The following is a 26973-nucleotide window of genomic DNA, read 5'->3' on the forward strand; positions in this document are numbered from 1 at the left end:
CAGCCCGCCCAGTCGGCCAACCAGGATGCGCCGCAAGACCAACACCAGCACAACTCAGCGACACCCAAGGCGCTGCAATGACCACGGCTCATGATCCGGAAGACTTTATGTCGTCATAGCAGCACAAAGTCTTCCGGATCACGGAAAACCGGGCCGCGGACACGCCTCGCTGGTGAGGAAGTGGACGCGCAGGGACCCACGCAGACATCCGCAGCAGTGCCGGTCCGGGTCGGCAGCAGACGACAGTGCCCACGGACGATGCCGTCGACCGTGAGGCGGAAGAGGGTGTGTCGGAGTCTTCCGGGTCACGGGGAAGCGGAGGGTGGGGGCGGCTCGCTGGGGGTGAAGGGGGACAAGGGGAGGCCTGCGGCGAGGAGGGCGGTGCGGACGGCGGTTGCCATGGACACGGCACCGGGGGTGTCGCCGTGGACGCACAGGGACTCGAACGGCAGGTGGAGCACGGTGCCGTCGATGGCGACGACCTCGCCGGTGCGGGCCATGCGGACGGCGCGGTCGGTGACGGTGGGGATGTCGGTCAGGACGGCGCCTTCGGTGCCGCGGGGCACGAGGCGGCCGTCCGGGAGGTAACCGCGGTCCACGAAGCCCTCAAAAACCACGCGCAGGCCTGCCTCGGCGGCGAGCCGAGCCAGGACCGAGCCGGGCTGACACAGGACGGGGAGGCCGAAGGCGGCAGCGGCGGCGGCGACGGCCGAGGCGTGGACGGGGTCGACGGCGGCGGTGTTGTAGAGGGCGCCGTGCGGTTTGACGTAGGTGACCGGGCCGAACGCCGACAGGGCGCCGATCTGGTAGCGCAGCTCGTCGGTCAGCGTGGTGGCGTCGACGTCGATGCGGCGGCGGCCGAAGCCGGCCAGGTCGCGGTAGCTGACCTGGGCGCCGATCCGGACGCCGCGGGAGACGGCGCTGGAGCAGACGCGGCGCATCGTGGAGGGGTCGCCGGCGTGGAAGCCGCAGGCGACGTTGGCGCTGGTGACGATGTCCAGGAGGGCGTCGTCGTCGCCGAGGGTCCAGATGCCGAAGCCTTCGCCGAGGTCACTGTTGAGGTCCACGGAACCGAACGGTATCGCCCGGGCGGGCCTGGGCGAGCAGCGGCAGATCCGTGGGGTCGACGACGGCGACGACCGGGTAGCCGCCGGTGGTGGGGTGGTCGGCGAGGAAGATCAGCGGCTGGCCGGAGGCCGGGACCTGCACGGCGCCGAGGACGATGCCTTCGCTGGGGAGCTCGCGCTGGTGGGCGCGGGTGAGTGCGGGGCCGCCGAGCCGCGCGCCGATCCTGTTGCTGTCGTTGCTCAGGGTGTACGTGCCGGCGAGCAGGTCACCGGCGGCCGCGAAGTAGTCGTGGCGGGGGCCCCAGGTCAGGCCGAGCGTGATGGGGCCGCCCAGGGCGGGGCGGGGCGCCACGTCCACGGTGGACGGGTCGCCGGTCGTGGGGCCCACGGCCAGCACGGCGCCCACGCCGACGACCGGCGGGCCGAGCACCGCAAGGGTGTCGGTGGCGCGGCTGCCCAGTACCGGCGACGCGGCGAAACCTCCGTCGACGGCGAGGTATCCGCGCAGCCCGGCCACGGCGCGGCCGATCTCGACACGGTCGCCGGCGCGGAAGGGGACGGGGGCGTTGATCGGCGCGGGCCGCCCGCCGACGCGCAGCGGCGCCGCCGCCCCGGTCAGGGCGAGGGTGCCGGCGAAGGCCAGGGTCGCGACGAACGGGCCGAGCGTGATCTCCAGCGCGGCGCAGGACGCGTCGTTGCCGACGAGGCGGTTGCCGAGGCGCAGGGCGGGCTGGTCGAGGGCACCGGAGCGGGGGACGCCGAGGTGCGCGAACCCGGGCCGGCCGAGGTCCTGCAGGGTCGTGAGCGGGCCCGCCGTCTCGACCGTGAGCGTCCTCATGCCACCGCCAGCCGCACGGTCCGGCCGGGGGTCAGCAGGGCGGGCGGGTCACGGTCGATGTCGAACAGGACCGTGTCGGTGCGGCCGATGAGCTGCCAGCCGCCGGGGGATGCGGTCGGATAGATGCCGGCGTACTCCGCGGCGAGCGCGACCGACCCGGCCGGGACGCGAGGGCGTGGGCTCTCCCGCCGGGGGATGGTCCACGGCAGGCCGCTGAGGTAGGCGAACCCGGGCGCGAAGCCGCCGAAGGCGACCGTGAGGGTGGTTTCGGTGAGCGTGCGGACGAGCGCCTCGACGGACGAACCGGTCAATTCCGCGACCGCCGCGAGATCAGGCCCGTCAAACACGACCGGAATCGCCAATTTGTCGCCATAAAAGCGGGCAAAAGATGGCGTCGGCCACGAGCGCAGCGAAGCGGCAAGAGACGCGGGCGACGGGACCCCGTCGAGCAGGACGGTTCGCGCACCGGGGACGATATCGGTGACCGCGAGGCGTCCGGCGGCCCGCTCGGCGTCCAGCGCGGCGAACCATGCCAGCGGATCGTCGACCTCGATCAGCAGGGCAGAGCTCCCGACGGGGCGGATCTCCATGACCGCCACCCTAGTTGGTGTCCGCTTCGATACTTGCCAGTAACCTACGGTACCGTAACCTGGAGGGCGTGACAGTGAAGACCGAGACCCGCCTGCGCCCGGTCGACCTCGGCAAGCCCAGGATGCGCGGCTGGCTGCACACCTATGCGTTCGGCGCCGCGATCATCTGCGGCATCGTGCTGTGCTCGCTGGCCGCGGGCCGCCCGGGCTGGTCGCCGTTCGTGAGCTGTCTCGTGTACAGCCTGACGGTGTGTGCCCTGTTCGGGACCAGCGCGCTCTATCACCGCCGGGTCTGGTCGCCCGCGGGGTACAAGCTGATGCGCCGCCTCGACCACTCGATGATCTTCGTGTTCATCGCCGGCACGTACACGCCGTTCAGCGTCCTGCTGCTGTCGGGGCGGACCGGCGACGTCATCCTGAGCGTGGTCTGGGGCGGCGCGCTGCTCGGCGTGGGCATGAAGATGATCTGGCCGAACGCGCCCCGCTGGGTGGGGGCGCCGCTGTACGTCGCGCTCGGCTGGGTCGCCGTGGTGGTCCTGCCGGACATCCTGCGCACGGGCGGCGTGACCGCGCTCGTGCTGACGATCGTCGGCGGCGCGTTCTACACGGTCGGCGCGGTCTTCTACGCCCTGCGCCGGCCCAATCCGTGGCCGACCGTCTTCGGCCACCACGAGTTCTTCCATGCCTGCACGCTCGTCGCCGCGATCCTGCACCACATCGCCATCTACTTCGCGCTGTACGCGAGGTAGATGGCGATGTGTGCGGTTTTCCGCGGATTTTTCTAGTACGAACGGTCCTCGTACGTCCGGCGGCGCTCGACGACCTCGTCCACGGTCGGCGGGATCGCGGTGCCACCAGCAGTCGGAACCTGCCGGACGACCGTGCGCCGGCGGCTGTTCCAGAAGTACAGCGTGAGGAGCAGCCCCACCAGGCCTGCGAGCTGGAAGATCCAGCCGATCGTGTCGAGGTTGAACGGCCCGAGATCGGTGTCGTCCAAGCCGAACGTCATGATCGCTCCGACAACGATCAGAAGAATGCTGCCACCGATACCCATCGAGGGCCTCCAGGACGTTTGGTTGGTAACCATCTGTACCGCCGGGTTACCCACCTACGACGCCGCTCAATCGGGCACGCTATAGGACATGGCTGACGGCACCACTGGGCGCACCCTGATCCTGCTCCGGCACGCGAAGGCCGTCGACCCGGATCCGTACCCCACCGACCTCGAACGCCCGCTGAGTCCCCGCGGCCGCCGGGACGCCGCCGCGGCCGGCGACTGGCTGCGTGAGCAGGGCCTGCTGCCCGATCTGGTGGTGTGCTCGACCGCGGTCCGGACCCGCGAGACACTGGACGGCCTACGCCTCGACAAGCACGACAAGCACGACAAGCACGACAAGCACGGCGGGCACGGCAAGACGGTGCCCGTGGTGTTCGAGCACCGGGTGTACCTCGGCCCGGCCCACGACACGCTCGACCTGCTGCAGAACTCGCCGGACGTGGCGACGCTGCTGCTGATCGGCCACAACCCGACCCTGTCGATGCTGTCCGACCTGCTCGACCCGGACGCGCTCCCGGACGAGGGCCTGGCCACCAGCGGGATCGCGGTCCACACCGTGACGGGCACGTGGCGCGACCTGGAGACCGCGCCGCTGCGGGCGCACCACACGGCCCGCGGCTGACCTCAGAAAAGAAGCCGGAACAGAAAAGCGGGAGGGCGCCATTGCCCTCCCGCCAGCTCTCTGTGGAACAGAACCCTAGAACGCGTCCTCGGACAGGTCCATCGCGTCCAGCGTGGTGGCCTCGATGACGCGGCGGTCGGAGCCGGTCCGCGGGAGCACCTCGCGGGCGAAGAACTTCGCCGCGGCGACCTTGCCCTCGTAGAAGGCCTTCTCCGTGGTCTCGTCGGCCAGGGCCTTCAGGGCCACCTCCGCCTGCCGCTGCAGGAGCCAGCCGACCACGACGTCGCCGAGGGCGAGCAGGAAGCGGCGGGTGTTGAGGCCGACCTTGTAAAGCGCCCGGGGGTCGCCGGCCTGGGCCTCGCCGAGCCAGCCGGTGAAGATGCCGAGCATGTTCTGGACCTCGCCGAGCGCCTTGCCCAGCGCGACCCGCTCGACCTTCAGCTGCCCGTTGCCGCCCTCGGCCTCCAGGAACTGCTGGATCTCGGCGGCGACGGTCAGCAGCGCCTTGCCCTGGTCCTTCACGATCTTGCGGAAGACGAGGTCGAGGCTCTGGATCGCGGTCGTGCCCTCGTAGAGGGTGTCGATCTTCGAGTCGCGGATGTACTGCTCGAGCGGGTAGTCCTGCAGGAAGCCGGAGCCGCCGAAGGTCTGCAGCGACTCGTGGCCGAGCAACTCGTACGCCCGCTCGGAGCCGACGCCCTTGACCAGGGGCAGGAGCAGGTCGTTGACCCGCTTGGCGATCTTCGCGGCGGCCTCGTCGCCCGCGGCCTCGGCGAGGGCGACCTTGTCCTGCCAGGAAGCGGTGTAGAGGACGAGAGCGCGGAGGCCTTCGGCGTAGGACTTCTGCATCAGCAGGGAGCGGCGCACGTCGGGGTGGTGCATGATCGTGACGCGCGGCGCGTTCTTGTCGCTGCTGGCGAGGTCGGCGCCCTGGACGCGGCTCTTGGCGTAGTCGAGCGCGTTGAGGTAGCCGGTCGAGAGGGTGGCGATGGCCTTCGTGCCGACCATCATCCGCGCGTACTCGATGATGAGGAACATCTGGCGGATGCCCTCGTGCACGTCGCCGAGCAGCCAGCCCTTGGCCGGGACGCCGTGGCCGCCGAAGGTGACCTCGCAGGTCGTGGAGACCTTGAGGCCCATCTTGTGCTCGACGTTGGTCACGAAGGCGCCGTTGCGGTCCTTGAGCTCGCCGGTGTCGCCGTCGAAGTGGAACTTCGGCACGACGAAGAGCGAGAGGCCCTTCGTGCCGGGGCCGCCGACGCCGGGCGTGTCGACCGGGCGGGCCAGGACGTAGTGGACGATGTTCTCGGCGAGGTCGTGCTCACCGCTGGTGATGAAGCGCTTGACGCCCTCGATGTGCCAGGAGCCGTCCGCCTGCGGGATCGCCCGTGTACGGCCGGCGCCCACGTCGGACCCCGCGTCGGGCTCGGTGAGCATCATGGTGGAGCCCCACTGGCGGTCGACGAAGAGCTTGGCCCACTTCTTCTGCTCCTCGGTGCCCTCGATCCGCAGCGTGTTGGCGAAGGAGGGGCCGGACGCGTACATCCAGATGGGCGCGTTGGAGCCGAGCACCATCTCGGCGAGGGACCACCACAGGGCCCGCGGCGCGGAGGTGCCGTCGAGCTCGGCGGGGAGGTCGAGGCGCCAGAACTCGGCGGCCATGAAGGCCTCGTACGACTTGCGGAACGACTCGGGCATCTTCACCGAGTGGGTCGCCGGGTCGTAGACGGGCGGGTTGCGGTCGGCGTCGGCGTAGCTCGCGGCGAGGTCCTCGCGGGCGAGGCGGTCGACCTCGGCGAGGATGCTGCGCGCGGTGTCGACGTCGAGATCTCCGTAGGGACCCTGGCCGAGGACCTTGTCGACGCCGAAGACCTCGAAGAGGTTGAACTCGAGGTCCCGCAGGTTGCTCTTGTAATGGCTCATCGCGGAGTGGCCCCCGTCTCTGGGTCGCTTTTGTAGATCGAGCATGGACGACCGAGGTTACCAGTCGGTAACAGGAATCTTATTACTTGCGAGTAACCTCAGGCAACCCACCCGGACGGGTGATGGCCGTCACAACAGGCGTCACCTATTTCGGCAGGTCAGGGTGACCGGTGAGTACTCCAAGGTGGCAGATGAGTAGCGCACAGGGTGTACGTGCGCACGACACGCCGTCACCTGCGGGTGACGTGATCGTTGAGCGGTTACTCGCAGTCAGAAGGAGGGCACCGCGATGATCGTCCGGATGATGGGCTCTCTGTTCGCTCCCAAGTACCCGCGCTTCTACACGGGCCGGCACCGCGCCCCGATGCGCCGCTTCGTCCCCCGCCCCCGCATGGTGGCGGAGTAGCGCCCGAAGGACGTCAGCCGACGGCCGTAGCTCCGGCGCCGCCGATCTCCCAGCTGGGGACCGTCGCCGGAGCCTTGACCCCCTGATACTCCACCAGCACCAGCGCGATGTCGTCGTCGAGCCGGCCGCGCACCCACTCCAGCAGCGCGCTCTCCAGCGACGCCAGCCCGTCGCCGACGGTGCCGTGCCCCAGCAGCCGCTGCGCCCGCTCCGCCGTCGGGAAGAACTGCCCGTCGCGGCGCGCCTCCGCCAGCCCGTCGGTGAAGAACAGCAGCCGGTCGCCCGGCTCCAGCCGCTCGACGCGCGGCTTCACCACCGGCATGAAGCCCAGCGGCGGCGCGTTGGACGGCGGGTCGAGCGGGATCACCTGGCCGCGGCGCAGCAGCAGCGGCGCCGGGTGGCCGCAGTTGACGATCGTCAGCGTGCCACCGCGCTCCTCGATCAGCGCCGCGGTCACGAAGTCCTCGTCGCCGACCGACCTGGCCACGGCCCGGTCCAGGTCGGCCACGATCGCGCGCAGGTCGGCCCGCTCAAACGCCACGTGCCGGTAGGAGCCGAGGACGATGCTGGCGAGCCGGACCGCGTCCAGGCCCTTGCCCCGCACGTCACCGATGATCATGCGGACGCCGTACGGGGTGTCCAGCGCCTCGTACAGGTCGCCACCGATGTCGGCGGCGGCGCTGGCGGAGATGTAGCGGGCCGCGATCGTCAGCGGGCCGAGCTGTGGCCCCAGCGGGCGCAGGACGGCCTGCTGCGCGACGGAGGCGAGCTTCGACAGCTCCGCATACCGCGCGATCTGCCGCTGCCTGATGGCGCCGACGGCGGAGGCGATGCCCGCGGCGAGGATGACGGCGCCCAGGTTGAGCATCATCACCAGCGTGCGCTCGCGGGTGTGCATGAGCTCGATGCTGCAGAAGACGACGGCGAGCAGCGTCGAGGCGCTGCCGACGGCGAGGACCTCCGGCCAGGAGGCGAACGCGGCCGCGAGGAACGGCGCGGCGGCGAGCAGCCCGACGTAGTTGGCGTCGGTGCCGTCGGCGAGCTCAGCGGCCAGGACCAGGCAGAGCAGCACGAAGGCCGCGCCGACTCCGGCGCGGGCTTCGGGAAGCAACGGTCGTTTCATAGGTCCGATCGACAGCATGCCACCAACCGGCCCCCGAGCCGCTCAAACAAACGGCCGGGATGCGGCTTACTTGAGTACCTCGTACTTTGCGTTGATCACGCCGGCACTCACCGAAGCGATCGCCACGAAGGCCCCGCGGGCGAGGTCGAGGCAGCGACCGCTGACGAAGGGTCCGCGATCATTGATCCTGACGACGACCGATTTCCCGTTGGCCAGGTTGGTCACCCGGACCCGGGTGTTGAACGGCAGCTCCTTGTGCGCGGCCGTCAGCCCGTCGGGGTCGAAGCTCTCGCCGTTCGCGGTGCGCGACCCACTCGCATAGTACGACGCCTTGCAGGTGCCGGTGTTCGTGACGACGCCGCCCGTGGGGTTCGTCGAGGGCTTCTTCGTCGGCGTCTTCGACGGCGTCTTGGTCGCCTCCGGCGACTTGCTGACCTGCGCGGACGCGGAGGGTGACGGCGAGGCGGACGGCGACGTGGAGGACGGGGAGGGCCGGTCACCGCGGTCGGCGCGGGTATCGGCGCTGCGGCTGCCGTCGATCAGGTCGCTCGCCGAGGTCGGTTTGGCATCATCCGACCCCATATTGACGGTCACAACCGCACCGCCGATGAGCGCGATCGCCGCGACAGTGCCGGCGATCAATGGAATGAGGTGACGTCGGCGGATTGCGGTGTGTCGGCCAGACAACGTCAGCACCCTTCGTCGACAGCATGGCCGTGACCGAACGTATCGGCCGGTCCCTGGCGCCAGTCAAACCGAAGTGCCGCACGTGCGGGGATTTGACGGGATAGGTCCGGCCGAACGGCTGATCCGACAAGGAGCCGAACGGCCGACCCTTCCCGCGTTGTCACCCCGCTCGGACGATCGCGGCGATGCGCTCCGCCGCGCCCTCGACCGGAATCTCCTCTTTCTCGCCGGTCTTGCGGTCGCGGATCTCGACCATGCCGTCGGCGAGCCGCTTGCCGACCACGACGATCGTGGGCACGCCCAGCAGCTCCGAGTCGTTGAACTTCACGCCCGGCGAGACGTCCTTGCGGTCGTCGAGCAGCACCTCGAGCCCGGTGGCGGAGAGCGCGTCGGCGAGCTGCGCCGCGCCGGCCTTGATCTCCTCGGTCTTGCCCGCGGCCACCACGTGCACGTCGGCGGGGGCGAGCTCGCGGGGCCAGCACAGCCCCCGCTCGTCGGCGGTCTGCTCGGCGACCACGGCGATCGCCCGGGTCACGCCCACGCCGTAGGAGCCCATGGTGACCGTGACGGCCTTGCCGTTCTGGTCCAGGACGGTGAGACCCAGCGCCTTGGCGTACTTCTGGCCGAGCTGGAAGATGTGGCCGATCTCGATGCCGCGGGCCAGCTCGAGGGCGCCGCCGTCGACGGGGCAGACGTCGCCGTCCTGGATGCGGACCGCCTCGACGATGCCGTCCGGGGTGAAGTCCCGCCCGGCGACGAGGTGCACGACGTGCTTGCCGGGCTGGTCGGCGCCGGTGATCCAGCTGGTGCCGTCCACGACGCGGGGGTCCACGAGGTACCGGATCCCGGAGGAGCCCTTCTCGCCGAGGACGCCGGGGCCGATGTACCCCTTGACCAGCGCGGGATGCTGCTGGAACTCCGCCTCCGACATGGGCGCGACCTCGGCGGGCGCCACCTGGGCCTCCAGCCGGCGCAGGTCGACCTCGCGGTCGCCGGGGACGCCGACGGCGAGGGGCTCGCGCTTGCCGTCGGGCAGCGTCAGCATGAGCATGACGTTCTTCAGCGTGTCGCCGGCCGTCCAGGCCCGGTCCTCGCGGCGCAGGTCGTCCCGGGCGTTGAACAGGTCGACGAGCGTCTCGATCGTCGGGGTGTCGGGCGTGTCGACGACCTGCGCGGCGGGCAGCCCCTCGATCGCGAGCGCCTCGGGGGCGGGCGTGGTGACCGCCTCGACGTTCGCCGCGTAGTCGCCGTTGGTGCAGCGCACGAACGTGTCCTCGCCGATGTCGCAGACCGCGAGGAACTCCTCCGACGCGCTGCCGCCCATGGCGCCGCTCGTCGCGGAGCAGATGACGTAGTCCAGGCCGAACCGGTCGAAGATCCTGCCGTAGGCGAGCCGGTGCCGCTCATAGGCGGCCCGCAGCCCGTCGTCGTCGACGTCGAACGAGTAGGAGTCCTTCATCAGGAACTCGCGGCCGCGGAGGATGCCGGCGCGGGGGCGTGCCTCGTCGCGGTACTTCGTCTGGATCTGGTACAGGGTGAGCGGCAGGTCCTTGTAGGAGGAGTAGAAGTCCTTCACGGCGAGCGTGAACATCTCCTCGTGCGTGGGCCCGAGCAGGTAGTCGCCGCCCCGGCGGTCCTTCAGCCGGAAGAGGTTGGCGCCGTACTCGGTCCAGCGGCCGGTCGCCTCGTAGGGCTCGCGGGGCAGCAGCGCGGGGAAGGTCAGCTCCTGGCCGCCGATGGCGTCCATCTCCTCGCGGACGATCCGCTCGACGTTGCGCAGCAGGCGCAGGCCCATCGGCAGCATCGTGAAGATGCCCGGCGCGACCCGTCGGACATAGCCGGCGCGCACGAGCAGCCGGTGGCTCGTCACCTCGGCATCCGCGGGGTCTTCGCGCAGCGTCCGCACGAACAGCGTGGACATCTTCAGCACCATCGGGCATCCGCCTTACTTCTCAAACAGGCCTTCGGCGACGATACCCGTACGACTCCGGTGCGTGACTACAGGGTTTTCTCAACCCGGCCGTTTCTCAACCTGCCGCCGGACCTGCCGATCCGCCCAGTGTGCAACTGCGTCACCGCCTGGTCGCGCTGGGCGTCGACACCTGGTACGTGAGCGGCTACGACCCGGTGAAGGACGCGTCGGGGGCCGTGGTCGGCGCGATCTACTACGGGGTGCCGCAGGCCGAGGCGATCGCGAGCCTCACCGGCACGATCGCCGGGACGAAGGTCGGCACCAACGGCGCCGTCACCGTGTACTCGACCGGGGCCACCGACCGGGGCCGGGTCATCGCGTCCAGCCGCGGCGGGGAGGTCGGTCAGGTCCGCCTCGACGCGAAGGACGCCGGCGGCGCCGCGTACGTCGACAAGATCACCACCGAGGCACCGAATCTCGGCGCCGACGCCATGTGGCACACGACCTACACGCTGCCCGGCACGACCGGGGCGCCACCGGCCGCCAGCGACCTCACCGTCACCTACTACGCCCCGTACAAGTGGGCGATCGTCACCCAGTCGTACCGCCCGGACGCGGAGGCCCAGGTCACCCCGATCGACGAGGGCCGCGACACGATGCTGCGCACGTTCGCGGTCGCCGCGCTGCTGGTCGCGCTGTGCGCCGCGGCCCTCGCCTGGTGGTGGTCCCGGCGGGTCGCCGGCCGGCTCGCCGGGCTGACGGGTGCGCTCGCCCGGGTCGCCCAGCGGGACCTGACGGTCAGCGTGCCGACCCGGGGCGACGACGAGATCGCCGGGATGGGCACCGCGCTGAACACCGCCGTCGGCGAGCTGCGCGGCCTGCTCGGCGAGATCAGCGCGCAGATCGTCGACGTGGTCAAGGTGATCGGCGGGATCGCCGAGCAGACGAACCTCCTGGCGCTGAACGCGACGATCGAGGCGGCCCGGGCCGGCGAGTCCGGCAAGGGGTTCGCCGTCGTCGCCGGCGAGGTCAAGGAGCTGGCGCAGCAGACGGCCCGCGCCACCGAGGACGTCACGACCCGGGTCGCCGCGATCCGGGCGGACACCGACGGCGCCGTCCAGGCGATCCAGGCGATCACGGACGCCATCGACCGGGTCAGCGACTTCCAGCGGGCGATCGCCGCGGCCGTCGAGGAGCAGACGGCGACGACCGACGAGATGCGCCGCAGCGTCAGCAACGCCGCCGGCGGCAGCGGCGCGATCGCCAGCAGCATCGACGGCGTGACCGAGAGCGTCGCCTCCGCCCAGCGGGCGGTGGAGAGCTCCCGGCACGCCGCCGACCGCCTCAACACCAACGCCTCGACCCTCGCCGGCCTGGTCGACCGCTTCCGCCGCTGAGGCGACGGGCCGCTAGATCAGGGTCACATCGACGACGTGCAGCGACGAGCCGGCGACCGACCAGGCCAGCGGGTGCGCCACCTGCGTCCGCAACGATGAGCCGGTGAGGGTGCCGACGAGTCCGGTGCGCAGGTCCCAGAGGGCCGGTGACTGCGGATCGTTCGGATGCAGCCGGTTCTTCACCCGGCCACCGACGAACCGGCCGCCGACGATCGACTGCGAATGTTTCTCAAGCGGGTCGCGGGGCGGCCGATGTCAGGGTGTGCCGACCTTCGAGGAGCACCCACCGCTGCGGCCGGATCTCGCCGCCATCATCGCCGCCGCCCGCCAGGCCGAGTTCGTGAGCAGGCGGGACATGCCCGCCGCCGCGCCGCGGCCGGCCCGCCGCGACCGCAGGAACAAGGTCAGGAACGCAGGCGCAGGCCCGTTGCGGCTGTGCTTCCTCGTGCCGCGCACGGACGTCGGCGGCGGGGCGCGTGTGCTGTTCGAGCACGCCAACCGCCTGCACGGGCGCGGGCACGAGGTGAAGGTGCTCAGCCACTTCCCGCCGCCGCAGTGGCACGACCTGCGACCGGAGTTCTGGACGGTGCCGTTCGGCGTGGAGCTCGCCGAGGCGGTCCCGGAGTGCGACGTGATCGTCGCCGGATACTGGGACCAGGTCCTCGCCGCCCGCTCGCTGGGCCTCGCGCCCGTGGTCCACTTCGAGCAGGGCGACTCGCACCTGTTCGAGGACCTGCAGCCGGCGATGCACGAGCTCGTGGCCCGGCACCTCGAGGCCGCCGACGCGACGCTGACCGTGAGCGGCACCGTCGCCGACGTGCTGCGCGAGCGCTTCGGCGTCGCGGCGACGGCCGTCGGCAACGCGGTCGACCCGGACGTGTTCCACCCGGGCGGCGCCGAGCAGGCGCGGCCCTACGTGCTGTTCGTCGGGTGGGACGGCAACGAGTTCAAGGGCATGGCGCAGATGCGGCAGGTGTGGCGGGCGCTCAGCGCCGAGCGCCCGGCGCTGGACCTCGTGTGGGTCACGCCGAAACCGGCGCGCGAGCCGCTCGGCCGGGTCGTCGTCGCACCGGACCAGGCGACGCTCGGCGCGCTGTTCCGCGGGGCCGCCGCGTACGTCTGCTGCTCGCACTACGAGTCGTTCTCCCTGCCGTGCCTGGAGGCGATGGCGTCCGGCACGCCGGTCGTCGCGACCAGGAACACCGGTGTCCTCGAATACGCCCGCGACGGCGTGAACGCGCTGCTCGCCGACGTCGGCGACGCCGACGGGCTGCTCGCGGGGGTGCGGCGGGTCCTGGACGAGCCGGCGCTCGCGGCGCGTTTGCGGGAGGGCGGGCTGCTGACCGCGGCCGGCTACTCGTGGGACACGATCATCAGCCGGGTCGAGGACGCCTACCGCGCCGCCCAGGCCGCCTGGTCACCGCCGCCCGCCCGCGACGAGTGGCGCTTCGACCTGCGCGGCCTGCGCTTCGACCAGAGCCACACCGAGGTCGAGCGGCGGCTCCGGCGGCGGGCCGCCGCGACGGCCGCCGGCGCCGTGGCCGTGCCGGTGACGTTCCCCGCGTTCGACGGGCACCGGGCCGTGCGCTGGCAGGTCGTCGGGCGGCGGCAGGGCGGCGGCACCGGCGGCACCATCCGGGCCTACCTGCTGGGCCACGCGGACGCCCCGCCGGCGGACCTGCCCTACGCGGCGGCGCTGCGCGACTTCACCGCCGGGCGCTTCGAGGCGGCGCTGGACGGGTTCCTGGAGCTCTACGAGCGCGGCGGCGAGCTGCGCACCACCGTGTGCCGCTGGATCGTGCTCACGCTGCTCGAGCTGGGCCGCGACGAGCAGGCGGCGTCGGTCGTGGAGGCCGGCGTGCAGGGCGTCCAGGGGCACAGCGACTTCCACTACCTGCGGGCGGTGACTGGCCTGCTCACCGGCCGTTCCGTCGACAGCGCCGCCTACGTCGACGTCATCGACGGCCTCGGCCCGGCCAGCCACTTCGACGAGTGGTTCGACGAGCCGGACGTGCTCGTCCGGGAGCGGCTGCTCACCACCGTGCGGTGATGCCGACCGCGCACGGTGACCGGCGGGTGAGCGCCGGCCGCCGTACGTCCCCGATCGGGTCGGCATTGACCAACTGCGAATATGGATGTCGTCGCTTGCGCCACGCTTGACACGCCACCGGCGGCGCCGCGAAGGCGACCGGCTACGGTGTGCCGCTGTGAGGTTCCGGCTGCTGGGTCCGTTGACGATCGACTCGACCGGCGGTCCCGTCGTGCTGCGTCGGCGCCGGGAGCGGTGCCTGCTGGCGGTGCTCCTGCTGCACAACCACGCGCCCGTGCCGGTGGAGCGGCTGGTGTACCTGCTGTGGGACGGCGAACCGGTGCCGACCGCCCGCCAGCTGCTGCACAGCCACGTCTCCCGGGTCCGCGGGGCGCTCAAGGATCCGGCGGTCACGCTGAGCAGCACCGGCACCTCGTACCAGATCGACGTCGACGACGACGTGATCGACGCCCGGCGCTTCGGCGCGATGGTCACGGCGGCCCGCGCGGTGACGGACCCGGCCGCCCGGGGTGCGCTGCTGCGGGACGCGCTCGCGCTGTGGCGCGGCGACGCGCTCGACGACACGGTCTCGGCGTGGCTGCGCCCCCGGCTCGTCGGCGATCTCGACGAGCTGCGGCTGGTCGCGACCGAGGAGTGGCTCGACTGCGAGATCACCGTGGGCCGGCACACGGAGGCGCTGCCGGAGCTGACCCGCCTGACCGCCGCGCACCCCACCCGGGAAGGGCTGCTCGGGCTGTCGATGCGCGCGCTGCACGCGGCCGGGCGGAGCATCGAGGCGCTCGCGGCGTACCGGCGGCATCAGCAGCGACTGGCGCAGGAGTTCGGGCTCGATCCGGGGCCGGACCTGCAACGCCTCCATCTCGCGGTGCTCCGGGGCCAGCCCCCGACCGCCACCCCCGTCACGACACAGGCTTCGCCGGCGCCGCTGGTGCCGACGCCGCTGGTGCCGGCGCAGTTGCCGGCGGCGCTGCGCGGGTTCACGGGGCGCGACGCGGAGCTCGCCCGGCTCGACGCCCTGCTCGCGCAGGCCGGGCGGCAGACCGTGATCTGCACCGTCGCCGGCACCGCGGGGGTGGGCAAGACCACGCTCGTCGTGCACTGGGCACACCAGGTCGCGGCGCGGTTCCCCGACGGCCAGCTGTACGTGAACCTGCGCGGCTTCGACCGGACCGCGCCGCCGACCGACCCGGCGGAGGCGGTCCGCGGGTTCCTCGACGCGCTGGACGTCCCGCCGCAGCGGGTGCCGGCCGGGTTCGACGCGCAGGTCGCGCTCTTCCGCAGTCGGCTCGCCGGCCGGCGGATGCTGGTCGTGCTCGACAACGCCCGCGACTCCGACCAGGTCCGGCCGCTGCTGCCGGGCGCCGGCGGCAGCCTCGTGCTGGTGACGAGCCGCAACGAGCTGTCCGGGCTGCACACCGCGGAGGGTGCCGAGCCGCTGCCGCTGGACCTGCTGACCACCGCCGACGCGCGCCGGCTGCTGGCCGCCCGGCTCGGCGCGGCCCGGGTCGCGGCCGAGCCCGCCGCGGTCGAGGAGATCGTGGCGGCGTGCGCGGGGCTGCCGCTCGCGCTCGCGATCGTCACGGCCCGAGCGGCGCACGCCCCGCTGGAGGAGGTCGCCGTCTCGCTGCGCAACGCCGGGCGGCAGCTCGACGCGTTCACCGGCGCCGAGCGCGGCACCGACGCCCGGGCCGTCCTGTCCTGGTCCTACGCGGCGCTGAGCCCGGCGGCGGCGCGCCTGTTCCGGCTGCTCGGCCTCCACCCGGGCCCCGACTTCACCGCCGACTGCCTGCCGGCCTCGACCGGGCCGGCCGTGGAGGAGCTGCTCGGCGAGCTGACCCGGGCGCACCTGCTGACCGAGCCCGCTCCCGGCCGGTACACCTGCCACGACCTCCTCCGTGCCTACGCCGGCGAACAGGCGGTCGCGGTCGACTCCCCCGCGGACCGGCGCGCCGCGCAGCAGCGGATGCTCGACCACTACCTGCACACCGCGTACGCGGGGACCCGGCTGCTCAGCCCGCACCGGGAGACGCTCGACCTCGACCCGCCGCCGCAACCGGCCGACGCCCAGCAGGCCCTCGCGTGGTTCACCGCGGAGCGGCCGGTGCTGCTCGCCGCCGTCGACCAGGCCGAGCGGCTCGGGTTCGACGCGCACGCCTGGCAGCTGGCGTGGTGCCTGGCCACGTTCCTGGACCGGCAGGGGCTGTGGCGCGACTGGCTGCACACGTCGGAGGCCGGCCTCGCCGCCGCCGAGCGCCTCGGCGACCGCCGCGGGGCCGCTCACCTGCACCGGCTCCTCGCCCACGCCTGCCTGAAGGTCAACCGGATCGACGACGCGTCGTCGCACGCGGCTCGCGCCCTCGAGCTGTACGAGGAGGTCGGCGACCACGTCCTGCAGGCGCAGGGGCACATGAACCTGGGCGAGATCGCCGCCCGCCGCGGCCACACCGTCGAGGGCCTCCGGCACGTGTCGCAGGCCCGCGACCTGTTCCGCGCCGCCGGCGGCCGCAACGGCGAGGCCAACGCCCTCAACGCGATGGGCTGGCTGCACGCCCAGCTCGGCGACCACCGCGAGGCGGTGACCGCCTGCCGGCAGGCGCTCGCGCTGCACCAGGAGCTCGACAACCGCCAGGGCGAGGCGGAGACCTGGGACACCATCGGCTACGCCCACCACCACCTGGGCGAGCTGGCCGAGGCGGCGGCCTGCTTCGAGCGCGCGGTCGCCCTGTTCCGGCTCACCGGCGACCGGGACTTCGAGGCCGACTCCCTGCACCACCTCGGCGACACCCGCCTCGCCGCGGGCGACCCGGAGGCCGCCCGCGACACCTGGCGCCGGTCACTGGAGATCTTCGAGGACCTCGACCACCCCGATGCCACCACGGTCCGCGCCAAGCTGCTCTAGCACTCGCTGTCGTGCTGGGGCAGGACCCCGTCGAGCAGGTAGCGCTCGACGGTGCCATCCACACAGGCATTGCCCGCGCCGGTGTACAGACCGTCGAGAAACGCCGCGAGGCCTTCGGTCGGCGGCACCGCCTCGCCCGTCCGCGCCGCCCTGTCGAAGACCGCGAGGTTCTCGGCCAGGGCCGCGTAGGTCTCGGCCGAGTCGTCGTACAGGCTGACGAACAGCAGACAGGGCACCACGTGTTCGTCCACTGTGTACACACCGATCCGCAGCGACGGCGCCCGGCCGATCCGCGCCACGCGGGCGAGGACGCGTTGCGCTGTCGACCCGAGCCCGTACTCGGCGTCGCGTCCCGCCCCCCATCCCGCCCAGCGTTCGAGCGCCGCCTGGATCGCGGGCGCGTTGCGCGACAGCAGCCCCGGCCCGTACACACCGGGGTCGACGGCGCTGTCCAGCACCACCCGGTCGGCGTGCTCCCCGAACATCTGCAGGTAGACGGCGCCCAGGTAGGTGCCGTACGAGTAGCCGAGGTACGACACCTTCCGCTCGCCGAGCGCCACCCGCACGCGGTCCATGTCGCGGGCCGTGTTCCGGGTCGACGCGAACGGCAGGTCGGCCGGGTCGCCGCAGCCGGCGGCGAACTCCCTCGCCAGGAACAACCCCGCGACCTGCTCCCGCGGCACCCGGGCCTCCCGCAGCACCCGCACGGTCCAGGCGACGGTCCGCTCCAGCAGCGGCCGGGCCAGCGCCTCGAACTCCTCCCGGCTCAGATGCGCCGCCGCCTCGACGAGCGGCACCCGCACCTCGGCACCGGGCCGCCGCGTCAACTGCTCCTTCGCCGCCCGCGCGTCCTGCCACAACAGGTGCCGCGCCCGCAGGTCGTCCGCCGTCTGCGGCCAGTCCAGCCGCCCCCAGTCCGCGCCACCCCCGCCGGCCCGCCGCGCGTGCTCCACCACCGCCGCATCGATGTCGAGGCCCCCGACGTCGCCCAGCCCATCGGCACTCACGACCGCGAACCCGTCGTCGGTCCGCCGCACCACAGCGACGTCGAACGTCCCGGCGCCCAGGTCGTACACCAGCAGACAACGCCCCGACGCGAACTCCTCCCCAAGGACGTCCACGTAATAGGCGGCCGCGGCGACCGGCTCCGGCAACAACCTCACCGGCCCCAGCCCCGCCCGCTCGGCCGCCGACGCCAGCACCCCAGCCGCCGCGCCGCCCACCCGGCCGGGTGCGTCAGCACCACCTCTGCCAGGGTCCCGCCACCGACCCGTGCCGCCTCGTCCCCGACCCGCCCCAGCACCGCCGCGATCAGGTCGGCGACCGCGTGCTCCTCCTCGCCCAGCCACACGGTCCCGTCATCGATCCGCCGCTTCGGGTTGAGCTCCAGCCCCGCCGGCGCCCCGAGCCCGGCCCGCTCGGCATCGCTGCCGGTCAGCACCCCGTCCGGCCCCACGAACACGGCCGACGGCAGCACCGGCGACGCCCCGAACAGCAACGGCCGCACCCGCCCGTCCCCGCCGGCCACCACCGCCACCGTGTTCGACGTCCCGAAGTCGACCCCTAGCCGCACCCCACCCAGCCCCGTCACGCCCCCACCATACGATCGATCCCCGTCGACCCGGCAGGACGAAGGGGCGGCTCCGCCGCAGCGGCGCCGCCCCTGTTCCGGCTGAAGTGCGACGGCCTCAGTCGACGGCGCCGAAGAGGGCGTCCTGGACGATGCGCTGGGCGGCCATGGCGTCCTGGCGCTCCTGGGCCTCGGCGAGCGCGCTGACGTCGAGCCGGTCGAGCGCCCGGTGGATACGCTTGAGCGTGCCGATGGCGGTCTTGGCCGCGTCGACGCTGTCCTCGCGGAAGGGGAACTGGTCGAGCTGCCAGACGCCGTCCCAGTTGTTCTTGCGCAGCGTGTGGAAGAACTCGAAGATCTCGGTGAGGTGGACGGTGCCGACGACCAGGTCGTCGTCCCAGCCGCGCAGGTTGTCGTTGACGTCCATGCCGAAGAGGCGGCCGTGGTCGATGATGAGCTGGGCGGCGTCGGCCGGCGACTCGCCGCCGTAGAGGCTGTGGCCGAAGTCCAGCAGGACGCCGACGTTGTCCAGGCCGATCTGCTCGATGCCGAGCAGGGTGCGTGCGGCGGAGTCCCACGTCATCTTGACGCGCGGCTCACGCGGCTTGTATTCGATGGCGAACTTGAGGTCGGGGTGGGCGCCGGCCAGCTCGCGCATGCCGTCGACGGCGAGCTTCCACAGGGTGCGGTGGTCGACCTGGAACGGGTAGTCCCAGCCGTCCTGACCGGGCCAGATCTTGACGTAGTCGGCGCCGAGCTCCCGGACCACGCCGGCGGCCTCGTGCATGAGGTCCAGCGCCGCGGCGCGGGTGGCCGGGTCGGGGTTGGTGAACGAGCCCCGGCTGAACTTGCGCAGGTAGATCTCGGGGGTGATCCCGATGGCGGCGAGCCCCTGGGCGGCGAGGGCGTCCTTCACCTCGCCGATACCGACGCCGGGGGTGAACGGGTAGTTGAGGTCGACGACGGACAGGTCGCCGACCTGCCCGGCCAGCTCGATGGCTTCCAGCGTGGTCCGGGCCGGGCCGTAGCCGTCGGTGGCGTACCGGTCGACATAGGTGGCGAAGTGCCAGAGGCCGGCGCCGAAGCGCGGGTACTCGGTCATGGCGGATCAGCTCCCGAGGTGGTGTGCGGACGGGGTGGATGCTCGCGCGACGGCCTGGCGCCATCCGGAGCGGAGCTCGGCGGCGGCGGTGCCGTCGCGCGGAGCGAAGTCGTCGTAGGCGACACCGGTCGACGGGGCGCCGGCCGGCCAGAGTCCGGCGGCGCGGCCCGCGAGGTGGGCGGCGCCGAGCGCGGAGAGGTTCGCGGTCCGGGCCCTGCGCACCGGCACGCCGGCGAGGTCGGCCTGGATCTGCATGAGCTGGTCGTTGCCGCTGGCGCCGCCGTCGGCGAGCAGGCATCCGGCGCTGCCGATGGCGTCGACGACGTCGGTCACCTGGTGCGCGATCGACTCGATCGCGGCCCGGGCCAGCTGCGCCGCGCCGGCGCCGAAGGTGAGGCCGGTGATCGTGCCGGTGGCGGTGTCGTCCCACCACGGCGCGGCGAGGCCGCCGAACGCCGGCACCAGCTGGACGCCGTCGCTGGAGGCGGTCGCGGCCAGCGCGGCGACCCGCTCGGGCGTGGTGTCGAGCAGGTCGGCCAGCCACGTGATCGTCGCGCCGCTGGAGCGGATGTTGCCCTCGGCGGCGAGCCGGGCGCCGGGATCGCCCCAGGCGACGGTCACACAGACGTCCTCGCCGGGGTCCGGTGCCGTGTCGGGCAGCAGCCGCATGACCGACGATCCGGTGCCGTAGGTGACCTTGACGCCGTCCGCCGCCCGGGGACCGTGGGCGTAGAGGGCGGCGTGGGAGTCGCCGAGCACGGCGGTGATCGGCAGACCGGCGAGGATCCCGCCGTGCTTGCCGATCGTGCCGAGGTCGCCGGCCGAGGCCACGATCTCGGGCAGGGCGCTCGCGGGGATGCCGAACAGGTCCAGGAGATCGCTGCTCCAGCTCGCCGAGTGCACGTCGAGCAGTTGCGTGCGCGACGCGTTGCCGACCTCGATGCGGTGCTCGCCGGTCAGGGCGTACAGCAGCCAGGCGTCGATCGTGCCGACGGCGGCGTCCGGTGCCCGATCGAGCAGCCACCGCAGCTTGGCCGCGCTGAACATGGGGTCCAGCGGCAGCCCGCTGACCGCCCGGACCGGCCCGTCGTGCCCGCCGGCCCGCAGCTCGTCGCAGAACGCCTGGGCGCGCTGGTCCTGCCAGCCGAGGACCGGCCCGGCCGGCCGGCCGGTGTGCCGGTCCCAGACGACGGCCGACTCGCGCTGCGTGCTCAGCCCGACCGCGACGACCGTGTCGAGGGCGACGCCGTCGAGACACTCGGCGGCGGCCCGCGACACGCTGTCGAGGATGTCGTCGGCATCCTGCTCCACCCACCCGGGCCGGGGGTAGCGGATGCCGACGGGAGCGGAGCCGGCGCGGACGACCGCCCCGCTCCTGTCGACCAGCAGGCACTTGGTCGAGCTGGTGCCCTGGTCGATCGCGAGGATCAGGTCCTCAGGCATCGGAGCGGGCGAGGGTGACGGCGGCGGCCCGGATCTCCGCGGCGGTGAGGCCGAAGTGCTCGAGCAGCATGGCCGTGTCGCCGGTCGGCGCGAACTGGCGGGGGACGCCGAGCATCCGCATCGGCACGGGCCGGCGGTCCGCCACGACGATCGCGGCCACGGCCGCGCCGAGCCCACCGGTGACGGTGGCTTCCTCGGCGGTCACGATCGCGCGCGTCTCGCGGGCCGCGCGGCGGATCGCCATCTCGTCCAGCGGAGCGATGGTGGACATGTTGAGCACACGCACGGAGACGCCTTCCGCCGCGGCCTGCTCCGCCGCCTGCAGCGCCCGGGAGACCATCGTGCCGGTCGCCACCACCGTGACGTCGTCACCGTCGCGCAGGCAGGTCGACTGGCCGTAGGTGAACGGGTGGTCGCCGGTCACGGCCGGCACCTTGAACCGGCCGATCCGCAGGAAGACGGGGGTGCGGGCGCCGGCGGCCCACCGCACGGCGGCCCGGGTCTCGGCCGGGTCCGCGGGGACCACGATCCCGAGGCCGGCGATGGCCCGCAGCCACGCCAGGTCCTCGATCGAGTGGTGGGTGGGGCCGAGCTCGCCGTACGCCATGCCGGGGCTCATCCCGCACAGCACGACCGGCGACTCGCTGTAGGCGACGTCGGCCTTGATCTGCTCCAGCGCGCGTCCGGTGAGGAACGGCGCGGCCGCGCACACGAACGGGATGTAGCCGCTGAGCGCGAGCCCGGCGCCGACGCCGACCATGTCCTGCTCGGCGATGCCGACGTTGATGAGCCGGTCCGGGAACTCCTTGGCGAAGCCGCCGAGGTTGCTGGAGCCGACCGAGTCGTTGCAGACGGCCACGATGCGCTCGTCGGCGCGGGCCAGCTCGAGCAGTTCCTCGGCGAAGGCGACGCGGCAGTCGTAGGTCTGCGCGTCCGTCTCGACGACCGCGCTCATCGGGCCAGCTCCGCCACGGCCGCGCTGATCTGCTCCGCCGTGGGCACCTTGTGGTGCCATTCGACGCGGTCTTCCATGAACGAGACGCCTCTTCCCTTGATCGTATTGGCGATGACACAGGTGGGCCGGTCGCCGCGGGCGGCGGTGAACGCCTCCAGCAGCGCCAGGTGGTCGTGGCCGTCGACCGTCACGACGTCCCAGCCGAAGCTGCGCCACTTGTCGTCCAGCGGATCGAGCGCGCTGGTGTCCTCGGTGCGCGCGCCCTGCTGCAGGCGGTTGCGGTCGACCACGGCGGTGAGGTTCGTCAGCCGCCGGTGCCCGGCCGTCATCGCGGCCTCCCAGTTGCTGCCTTCCTGCAGCTCCCCGTCCCCGAGCACGACAAACACCTGCCGGGCCGAGCGGTCGAGCCGCGCCGCCACCGCCATGCCGACCGCCACCGGCAGGCCGTGCCCGAGCGGGCCGGTGTTGGTCTCCACGCCCGGCACCTTCACCCGGTTCGGGTGACCGTTGAGCGCCGAGTGGGGGGCGGCGAAGGTCTCGAGCTCATGGGCGCCGAAGAACCCCGCCGCCGCGAGGGTGGCGTAGAGCGCGCCCGCGGTGTGGCCCTTGCTGAGCACGAGCCGGTCGCGGTCGGCCCAGTCCGGTCGCTCCGGGTCGACGCGCAGGACGGCGAAGAACAGGGTGGTGAGAATGTCGAGGACGGACATGTCGCCGCCCACGTGCCCCAGCCCGGCACGGCTGATCATCGCCAGGTCGGTGGTGCGGGACTGGTTGGCCCGGCGCCGCAGCATCTCACGGCGATGTTCGGGCTCGGCGTCGGCGAGTTCCTTCCGGAATCGGCGCCAGGCGTCGGCGGCCGAAGAGTCGGCGACCAGCATGGGAGTCCTCTCGTTTCTGCTGTGGTGACCGTTCGAGCCGGGCGGGTCCGGGTCCCTGGGCCCGCCCGGTGCAGCACGTCAGGAGCCTGCGACGGCGAAGGCGTTGACCTGCTTGGCGTTGTCGGCGTTGACCAGCACGCAGTCCACCGACTGCTTCTCGGGCTGGCTCGCCTTGCCGTTCTTGATGTAGTAGTCGGCCTGGTCGACGGCCATCTGGGAGATCTTGCTGGCCGGCTGGAGCACGGTGGCCTTGATGCCGTCCTTGAGGATCGAGGCGACGACGTCGGGGCTGCCGTCGAAGCCGACGACGACGATGTCCTTGCGGTTGGCGGCCTGGATGGCGGCGTACGCGCCGAGCGCCATCGTGTCGTTGCCGGCGATGATGCCCTTGATGTCCGGGTGGGCCTGCAGGATCGTCTGGGTCTTGGTCAGCGCCTCGGCCTGGTCCCAGTTCGCGCTCTGCTGCGCGACCATCTTCATGTCCGGATACTGGTCCAGCACGCCGTGGTAGCCCTGGGAGCGCACGCCGGCGTTGGTGTCGGTGGCCTTGCCGGTCAGCTCCGCGTAGTTGCCCTTGTTGCCCATCACCTTGGCGAACTCCTGGCCGCCGAGCCCGGCGCCCTGGGCGTTGTTGGCCACGATCTGGGCGACCGCGACGCCGGTCTTGTTGATCTCCCGGTCGATGAGGAAGGTCGGGATCTTCGCGTCCTTGGCCCGCTGGATGGCGCTCACCGACGAGTCGGCACCGGCGTTGTCGAGGATGATCGCGGCCGCCTTGCGCGAGATCGCGGTGTCGATCTCCTGGCTCTGCTTGGTCGGGTCGTCGTCGTGGCTGAGCACGAGCGTCTCGTAACCGAGCTTCTTCGCCTGGGCGGCCGCGGCGTCCTGCTCGGCCTTGAAGAAGACGTTGTCCGGCGAGGGCGTGATGATGACGATCAGCTTGCTGCCGCCGGCGGCGGGAGCGCCGCTCGCCGACGAGGAGGTGTCGGACGACCCGCCGCCGCACGCGGCGAGGGTGAGCAGGGCGGCAACGCCGACAGGGAGCGCGAAGCGGCGCAGGGCCGAGGGTGTCTTCATCGGGGGAACCTTTCGGTGGGGAGGCGGGTTGACGTGACTGATGGGTTGGTGTGACGGGTGTCGATCAGGCGGTGCGTTTGGCCAGCCGGGTTTGCAGCCCCTGCTGCGCCTGCTCGGCGACGATCGCGAGGATGATCACGGCGCCCTTGACCACCGACTGCCAGAAGGTGGAGACGCCGACCAGGACCAGGCCGTCGCTGAGGAAGCCGATGACGAAGGCGCCCATGACGGTGCCGACGATCGTGCCGCGCCCGCCGCTGAGGGCGGTGCCGCCCAGGACGGCCGCGGCGATCGCGTTGAGCTCGTAGGTGGTGGCGGTGTCGGGGTACGCGGCCCCGAGCTCGGACGTGAGCAGCAGGCCGGCCAGCGCGGCACAGGCACCGGAGATCACGTAGACGGCGATCTTGACGCGCTTGACCCGGATGCCGGACAGCACCGCGGCGCGCTCGTTGCCACCGACGGCGAAGACCCGCCGGCCGAACGGGGTGCGGGTGGTCACGACGATCGCCGCCACCGCGACGGCCACCATGATCCACACCGCGACCGGGATGCCGAGCAGGCTGTCCACGCCGATGAAGTGGAAGCCCTCGTTGCCGCGACCGGGCGTGCCGGCCAGGTCCGGGTAGGTGCCACCGTTGCTCAGCAGCTGCGCGACGCCCCGGGCGACGTAAAGCATGCCGAGCGTGGCGATGAACGGTGCCACCTTGAACCGGGTGACCAGCACCGCGTTGAGGCCGCCGACCAGCGCGCCGACGGCGATGCCGATGACGATGACCACCGCGACGGAGAAGAACAGCGTGCCGCCCGGCACGTGCAGTCCCTTGAACAGCAACCCGCCCGCGATCATGCTCGCGAGCCCGGCGATCGAGCCGACGGACAGGTCGATGCCGCCGGTCAGGATCACGAAGGTGACGCCGATGGCCAGGATGGCGTTGATCGCCACGTGCTTGGTCATCAGGATCAGGTTGCTCTGCGTCAGGTACTCCGACGAGATGGCGCTGAAGACGATCACCAGCGCCACCAGCACGATCAGCGTCCGGCCGCGCAGCAGGAGCAGCGCCGCCGAGGCGAACCGCGAGCCCGGGGCGGGCGCTTGTCTGGCGGGGACGGGATCGGACTTGGCGACGTCCGTGTCGATCATGGTTGTACCTCCAGGACCCTGTCGGATGCGGAGGCGCCGACCAGGGCCTCCTCGGTGACGTTCGCGGCGGTGAACTCGGCCGTGATCCGCCCCCGGGCCATCACCAGCACCCGGTTCGCCATGGCGATCACCTCGGCGAGTTCCGAGGAGATGAACAGCACGCCCATGCCTTCGGCGGCCAGCCGGGACATCAGGGCGGCGATCTGCGCCTTCGCGCCCACGTCGATGCCCCGGGTCGGCTCGTCGAGCAGCAGCACGACCGGCTCGGTGAGCAGCGCCCGGGCGAGCACGACCTTCTGCTGGTTGCCGCCGCTGAGCGCGGTGACCGCGGCGGACAGCCCCGGGATCTTGATCCGCAGGTCGCTGACCTGACCGGCCGCGATGCGCTGCTCGGCCGACGTGGAGAGCAACCCGGCGCGGCTGACCCGGTCGACCGTGGCGAGCAGGATGTTGTCGCGCACGGACATGGTCTGCACCAGGCCGTCGCGCTGCCGGTCCTCCGGCACCAGCGCCAGCCCGGCGGCCAGGCGCGCCTGCACGGTGGCCTCGGCGGCGAGCTTGCCACGCACGCGCACCTCGCCGGCGGTGGCGCGGCGCGCGCCCATCAACGCCTCGACGAGCTCGGTGCGGCCGGCGCCCATCAGCCCGTAGATGCCGACGACCTCACCGGCGCGCAGCGTGAAGGACACGTCGTCGACGAGCGGGCGCACCGTCCCGGGCACCGTGAGGTGGCGGACGTCGAGCAGCACGTCGCCGACCGGCGCGTCGCTGTGCTCGTACAGCGAGTCGGGGTCCCGCCCGACCATCTGCCGCACGATCCACCCGGTGTCGGTGTTGCTCATGGACTCGTGCGCGACGAGGCTGCCGTCGCGCAGGACCGTCACCCAGTCGCCGATGCGGCGGAACTCGTCGAGCTTGTGCGAGATGTAGATGATCGTCACGTTGCGCTCGCGCAGGTCGGCCATCACGTCGAACAGGACGTCGACCTCGTGGTTGGACAGGGCCGAGGTCGGCTCGTCCATGATCAGGACCCGGACGTCGGACAGCAGGCACCGGCCGATCTCGATCAGCTGCTGCTGACCGATGGGCAGGTCACCGACGAGCGTGTCGGGATCCAGGTCCTGACCCAGACGGCGCAGGACCTCCGCCGTCCGGCGCCGCTGGGCGGCGTCGTCGACGAAGCGGCCACCGCGGCGCAGCTCGCGGCCGGCGAACATGTTCCGGGCGATGGACATGTTCGGGAAGAGACTGAGCTCCTGGTGGATGATCTCGATGCCGCGCGCCATCGCCTCGCGCGGGCTGCCGAGCTGCACCGGCTCGCCGTCCAGCAGGATCTCGCCGCGGGTGGGCTGCTCCGTGCCGGACAGGATCTTCATCAGCGTCGACTTGCCGGCACCGTTCTCGCCGACCAGCACGTTGACCTTTCCGCGGTACGCCGTGAAGGTCACGTCCTTGAGCGCCCGCACGCCGCCGTATTCCTTGCCCACGCCCCGGGCGACGAGGATCTCGTCGGTGCCCGTCACGGCGTGACCTGCAGTTCGGTCGGGACCACCATGATCTGGTTCGGGGCCAGGGCCGAGAACGCCCCGTAGAAGCTGATCGTCTTGTCGGTGAGACCGGCGCGGTCGACCTTGGCGATCACGTCGCTCTTGACGCGGCTGTTGATCTCGTTGGCCACGTTGGCGTAGTCGATCTGGTTGGTGAAGTCGCCGAAGGAGATGAAGCCGACGCCGTCGCGGATCGCCGTGCCGGCGATGACGGGCCCGGTGGCCACGTACAGCGTGATCGGCTGGCCGCCGTCCTGGGCGATCTCGACGGTCACCGGCCCGGTCGGCGCGGACGTGTCGACCTTGACCACCTTGCCGGTGCCCTTGACCAGGAAGGCGTACGGGCTGCCGGTGCCGGCCTGGTGACCGTACTGCTTGCCGGCGGCGTCGACGTCCTTGGCGACAGCCGCCGCGACGGTGGAGATGTCGACGGCGTCGTCGTGCACGGCCGGCACGATCTTCGACGTCCAGATGCCGTCGACGTAGGTCTTGGCATCGAACGCCGCCGCACCGCCCGGCCGGCCGCCGGCTTGCTGGGCTTCGTAGACGTACACGCCCGGCACGCGGCCGCACGCCGAAAGCACCGGCAGTGCAAGCAGGCCCACGATCGCGCACCGCAGCAGAAGAGTCACCCTCATGTTGAATATCCATTCAGTTGTGATTGGACATGCATGTACTGTGAACTTCCC

The 26973-nt window shown here is 72.1% G+C and carries 24 protein-coding genes; 5 read left to right on the forward strand and 19 right to left on the reverse strand.

Translation table 11 applies throughout. From position 1 onward, the window contains the following. Nucleotides 1-305: 305 nt before the first annotated feature. The 3 genes from ACQEVZ_RS25920 to ACQEVZ_RS25930 are packed head-to-tail and all read right to left on the reverse strand — an operon-like array spanning nucleotide 306 to nucleotide 2495. Nucleotides 306-1067: a LamB/YcsF family protein gene (locus ACQEVZ_RS25920; RefSeq protein ID WP_433370965.1), complete on the reverse strand. Its 762-nt coding sequence runs from the start codon at nucleotides 1065-1067 to the stop codon at nucleotides 306-308. Beyond that, nucleotides 1051-1905, reverse strand: coding sequence for a biotin-dependent carboxyltransferase family protein (locus ACQEVZ_RS25925; protein WP_433370968.1), 855 nt, complete (start codon nucleotides 1903-1905; stop codon nucleotides 1051-1053). Before ACQEVZ_RS25925 ends, ACQEVZ_RS25920 begins: the two co-directional genes overlap by 17 nt. Beyond that, complete coding sequence (locus ACQEVZ_RS25930) at nucleotides 1902-2495, reverse strand: 5-oxoprolinase subunit B family protein (RefSeq protein ID WP_433370971.1); 594 nt, start codon at nucleotides 2493-2495, stop codon at nucleotides 1902-1904. The genes ACQEVZ_RS25925 and ACQEVZ_RS25930 overlap by 4 nt, the downstream gene beginning before the upstream one ends. A gap of 122 nt (nucleotides 2496-2617) precedes the next feature. On the opposite strand from ACQEVZ_RS25930, the gene trhA reads away from it, so the two are divergent. Next, on the forward strand, nucleotides 2618-3244 hold the full coding sequence (gene trhA / locus ACQEVZ_RS25935) for a PAQR family membrane homeostasis protein TrhA (RefSeq protein ID WP_344508600.1): 627 nt from the start codon (nucleotides 2618-2620) through the stop codon (nucleotides 3242-3244). Nucleotides 3245-3276: 32 nt separating this feature from the next. On the opposite strand, the gene ACQEVZ_RS25940 is transcribed toward trhA, so the two are convergent. Then, the gene (locus ACQEVZ_RS25940; RefSeq protein WP_433376989.1) at nucleotides 3277-3582 is read right to left on the reverse strand and encodes a DUF6458 family protein; all 306 of its coding nucleotides are present in this window, start codon (nucleotides 3580-3582) and stop codon (nucleotides 3277-3279) included. Nucleotides 3583-3637: 55 nt separating this feature from the next. On the opposite strand from ACQEVZ_RS25940, the gene ACQEVZ_RS25945 reads away from it, so the two are divergent. After that, complete coding sequence (locus ACQEVZ_RS25945) at nucleotides 3638-4174, forward strand: SixA phosphatase family protein (protein WP_433370974.1); 537 nt, start codon at nucleotides 3638-3640, stop codon at nucleotides 4172-4174. A 75-nt stretch (nucleotides 4175-4249) separates the two neighbouring features. On the opposite strand, the gene ACQEVZ_RS25950 is transcribed toward ACQEVZ_RS25945, so the two are convergent. The 4 genes from ACQEVZ_RS25950 to ACQEVZ_RS25965 form a co-directional block, all read right to left on the reverse strand. Further along, complete coding sequence (locus ACQEVZ_RS25950) at nucleotides 4250-6097, reverse strand: acyl-CoA dehydrogenase (RefSeq protein WP_433370977.1); 1848 nt, start codon at nucleotides 6095-6097, stop codon at nucleotides 4250-4252. Between the two features lie 419 nt (nucleotides 6098-6516). Then, complete coding sequence (locus tag ACQEVZ_RS25955) at nucleotides 6517-7626, reverse strand: PP2C family protein-serine/threonine phosphatase (protein ID WP_344508290.1); 1110 nt, start codon at nucleotides 7624-7626, stop codon at nucleotides 6517-6519. Nucleotides 7627-7692: 66 nt separating this feature from the next. Beyond that, nucleotides 7693-8268, reverse strand: coding sequence for a septal ring lytic transglycosylase RlpA family protein (locus tag ACQEVZ_RS25960; protein WP_433370981.1), 576 nt, complete (start codon nucleotides 8266-8268; stop codon nucleotides 7693-7695). Between the two features lie 205 nt (nucleotides 8269-8473). Beyond that, entirely contained in the window at nucleotides 8474-10246 is a 1773-nt protein-coding gene (locus tag ACQEVZ_RS25965) for a proline--tRNA ligase (protein ID WP_433370984.1), read from the reverse strand. 128 nt (nucleotides 10247-10374) lie between these two features. Between ACQEVZ_RS25965 and ACQEVZ_RS25970 the strand changes: the two genes are divergently transcribed. Beyond that, on the forward strand, nucleotides 10375-11622 hold the full coding sequence (locus ACQEVZ_RS25970) for a methyl-accepting chemotaxis protein (protein ID WP_433370987.1): 1248 nt from the start codon (nucleotides 10375-10377) through the stop codon (nucleotides 11620-11622). Between the two features lie 12 nt (nucleotides 11623-11634). On the opposite strand, the gene ACQEVZ_RS25975 is transcribed toward ACQEVZ_RS25970, so the two are convergent. Then, nucleotides 11635-11805, reverse strand: coding sequence for a hypothetical protein (locus tag ACQEVZ_RS25975; RefSeq protein ID WP_433370990.1), 171 nt, complete (start codon nucleotides 11803-11805; stop codon nucleotides 11635-11637). Between the two features lie 79 nt (nucleotides 11806-11884). Between ACQEVZ_RS25975 and ACQEVZ_RS25980 the strand changes: the two genes are divergently transcribed. Both ACQEVZ_RS25980 and ACQEVZ_RS25985 read left to right on the forward strand, forming a co-directional pair. Further along, nucleotides 11885-13672, forward strand: coding sequence for a glycosyltransferase family 4 protein (locus ACQEVZ_RS25980; protein ID WP_433370993.1), 1788 nt, complete (start codon nucleotides 11885-11887; stop codon nucleotides 13670-13672). Between the two features lie 157 nt (nucleotides 13673-13829). Continuing rightward, on the forward strand, nucleotides 13830-16571 hold the full coding sequence (locus ACQEVZ_RS25985) for a BTAD domain-containing putative transcriptional regulator (RefSeq protein ID WP_433370996.1): 2742 nt from the start codon (nucleotides 13830-13832) through the stop codon (nucleotides 16569-16571). On the opposite strand, the gene ACQEVZ_RS25990 is transcribed toward ACQEVZ_RS25985, so the two are convergent. The 10 genes from ACQEVZ_RS25990 to ACQEVZ_RS26035 form a co-directional block, all read right to left on the reverse strand. Beyond that, nucleotides 16568-17734 carry an alpha/beta fold hydrolase gene (locus ACQEVZ_RS25990; RefSeq protein WP_433370999.1) on the reverse strand — a complete coding sequence of 389 codons (1167 nt, stop codon included), beginning with the start codon at nucleotides 17732-17734 and terminating at the stop codon, nucleotides 16568-16570. The genes ACQEVZ_RS25985 and ACQEVZ_RS25990 overlap by 4 nt on opposite strands. Then, nucleotides 17731-18162: a hypothetical protein gene (locus tag ACQEVZ_RS25995; protein ID WP_433371002.1), complete on the reverse strand. Its 432-nt coding sequence runs from the start codon at nucleotides 18160-18162 to the stop codon at nucleotides 17731-17733. The genes ACQEVZ_RS25990 and ACQEVZ_RS25995 overlap by 4 nt, the downstream gene beginning before the upstream one ends. A gap of 97 nt (nucleotides 18163-18259) precedes the next feature. Further along, nucleotides 18260-19243: a sugar phosphate isomerase/epimerase family protein gene (locus ACQEVZ_RS26000; RefSeq protein ID WP_344508311.1), complete on the reverse strand. Its 984-nt coding sequence runs from the start codon at nucleotides 19241-19243 to the stop codon at nucleotides 18260-18262. Nucleotides 19244-19249: 6 nt separating this feature from the next. Beyond that, complete coding sequence (locus tag ACQEVZ_RS26005; protein WP_433371006.1) at nucleotides 19250-20686, reverse strand: FGGY family carbohydrate kinase; 1437 nt, start codon at nucleotides 20684-20686, stop codon at nucleotides 19250-19252. Continuing rightward, complete coding sequence (locus tag ACQEVZ_RS26010; protein WP_344508315.1) at nucleotides 20679-21641, reverse strand: transketolase family protein; 963 nt, start codon at nucleotides 21639-21641, stop codon at nucleotides 20679-20681. The genes ACQEVZ_RS26005 and ACQEVZ_RS26010 overlap by 8 nt, the downstream gene beginning before the upstream one ends. Next, complete coding sequence (locus tag ACQEVZ_RS26015) at nucleotides 21638-22519, reverse strand: transketolase (RefSeq protein ID WP_433371009.1); 882 nt, start codon at nucleotides 22517-22519, stop codon at nucleotides 21638-21640. The genes ACQEVZ_RS26010 and ACQEVZ_RS26015 overlap by 4 nt, the downstream gene beginning before the upstream one ends. Nucleotides 22520-22597: 78 nt before the next feature. After that, nucleotides 22598-23596, reverse strand: a complete 999-nt coding sequence (locus ACQEVZ_RS26020) for a D-ribose ABC transporter substrate-binding protein (RefSeq protein WP_433371012.1) — start codon at nucleotides 23594-23596, stop codon at nucleotides 22598-22600. 64 nt (nucleotides 23597-23660) lie between these two features. Continuing rightward, nucleotides 23661-24737 carry an ABC transporter permease gene (locus ACQEVZ_RS26025; protein WP_433371015.1) on the reverse strand — a complete coding sequence of 359 codons (1077 nt, stop codon included), beginning with the start codon at nucleotides 24735-24737 and terminating at the stop codon, nucleotides 23661-23663. Beyond that, nucleotides 24734-26260 (reverse strand): sugar ABC transporter ATP-binding protein, encoded by a 1527-nt coding sequence (locus ACQEVZ_RS26030; protein ID WP_344508321.1) that lies wholly within the window; start codon nucleotides 26258-26260, stop codon nucleotides 24734-24736. Before ACQEVZ_RS26030 ends, ACQEVZ_RS26025 begins: the two co-directional genes overlap by 4 nt. Continuing rightward, complete coding sequence (locus ACQEVZ_RS26035; protein WP_433371019.1) at nucleotides 26257-26922, reverse strand: DUF2291 family protein; 666 nt, start codon at nucleotides 26920-26922, stop codon at nucleotides 26257-26259. The genes ACQEVZ_RS26030 and ACQEVZ_RS26035 overlap by 4 nt, the downstream gene beginning before the upstream one ends. Nucleotides 26923-26973 lie beyond the last annotated feature (51 nt).

Source organism: Dactylosporangium sp. CA-152071, from assembly GCF_050936335.1.
GTDB lineage: Bacteria > Actinomycetota > Actinomycetes > Mycobacteriales > Micromonosporaceae > Dactylosporangium > Dactylosporangium maewongense.

Bases quoted from the DNA above. Each gene is read 5' to 3' on its own strand.
- trhA (WP_344508600.1), top strand. From the start codon at position 2,618: ATGCGCGGCTGGCTGCACACCTATGCGTTCGGCGCCGCGATCATCTGC.
- ACQEVZ_RS25945 (WP_433370974.1), top strand. From the start codon at position 3,638: ATGGCTGACGGCACCACTGGGCGCACCCTGATCCTGCTCCGGCACGCG.
- ACQEVZ_RS26035 (WP_433371019.1), bottom strand. From the start codon at position 26,922: ATGAGGGTGACTCTTCTGCTGCGGTGCGCGATCGTGGGCCTGCTTGCA.
- ACQEVZ_RS26025 (WP_433371015.1), bottom strand. From the start codon at position 24,737: ATGATCGACACGGACGTCGCCAAGTCCGATCCCGTCCCCGCCAGACAA.
- ACQEVZ_RS25940 (WP_433376989.1), bottom strand. From the start codon at position 3,582: ATGGTTACCAACCAAACGTCCTGGAGGCCCTCGATGGGTATCGGTGGC.
- ACQEVZ_RS26015 (WP_433371009.1), bottom strand. From the start codon at position 22,519: ATGCTGGTCGCCGACTCTTCGGCCGCCGACGCCTGGCGCCGATTCCGG.
- ACQEVZ_RS26005 (WP_433371006.1), bottom strand. From the start codon at position 20,686: ATGCCTGAGGACCTGATCCTCGCGATCGACCAGGGCACCAGCTCGACC.
- ACQEVZ_RS26000 (WP_344508311.1), bottom strand. From the start codon at position 19,243: ATGACCGAGTACCCGCGCTTCGGCGCCGGCCTCTGGCACTTCGCCACC.
- ACQEVZ_RS25930 (WP_433370971.1), bottom strand. From the start codon at position 2,495: ATGGAGATCCGCCCCGTCGGGAGCTCTGCCCTGCTGATCGAGGTCGAC.
- ACQEVZ_RS25965 (WP_433370984.1), bottom strand. From the start codon at position 10,246: ATGGTGCTGAAGATGTCCACGCTGTTCGTGCGGACGCTGCGCGAAGAC.
- ACQEVZ_RS25950 (WP_433370977.1), bottom strand. From the start codon at position 6,097: ATGAGCCATTACAAGAGCAACCTGCGGGACCTCGAGTTCAACCTCTTC.
- ACQEVZ_RS25925 (WP_433370968.1), bottom strand. From the start codon at position 1,905: ATGAGGACGCTCACGGTCGAGACGGCGGGCCCGCTCACGACCCTGCAG.
- ACQEVZ_RS25955 (WP_344508290.1), bottom strand. From the start codon at position 7,626: ATGAAACGACCGTTGCTTCCCGAAGCCCGCGCCGGAGTCGGCGCGGCC.
- ACQEVZ_RS26010 (WP_344508315.1), bottom strand. From the start codon at position 21,641: ATGAGCGCGGTCGTCGAGACGGACGCGCAGACCTACGACTGCCGCGTC.
- ACQEVZ_RS26020 (WP_433371012.1), bottom strand. From the start codon at position 23,596: ATGAAGACACCCTCGGCCCTGCGCCGCTTCGCGCTCCCTGTCGGCGTT.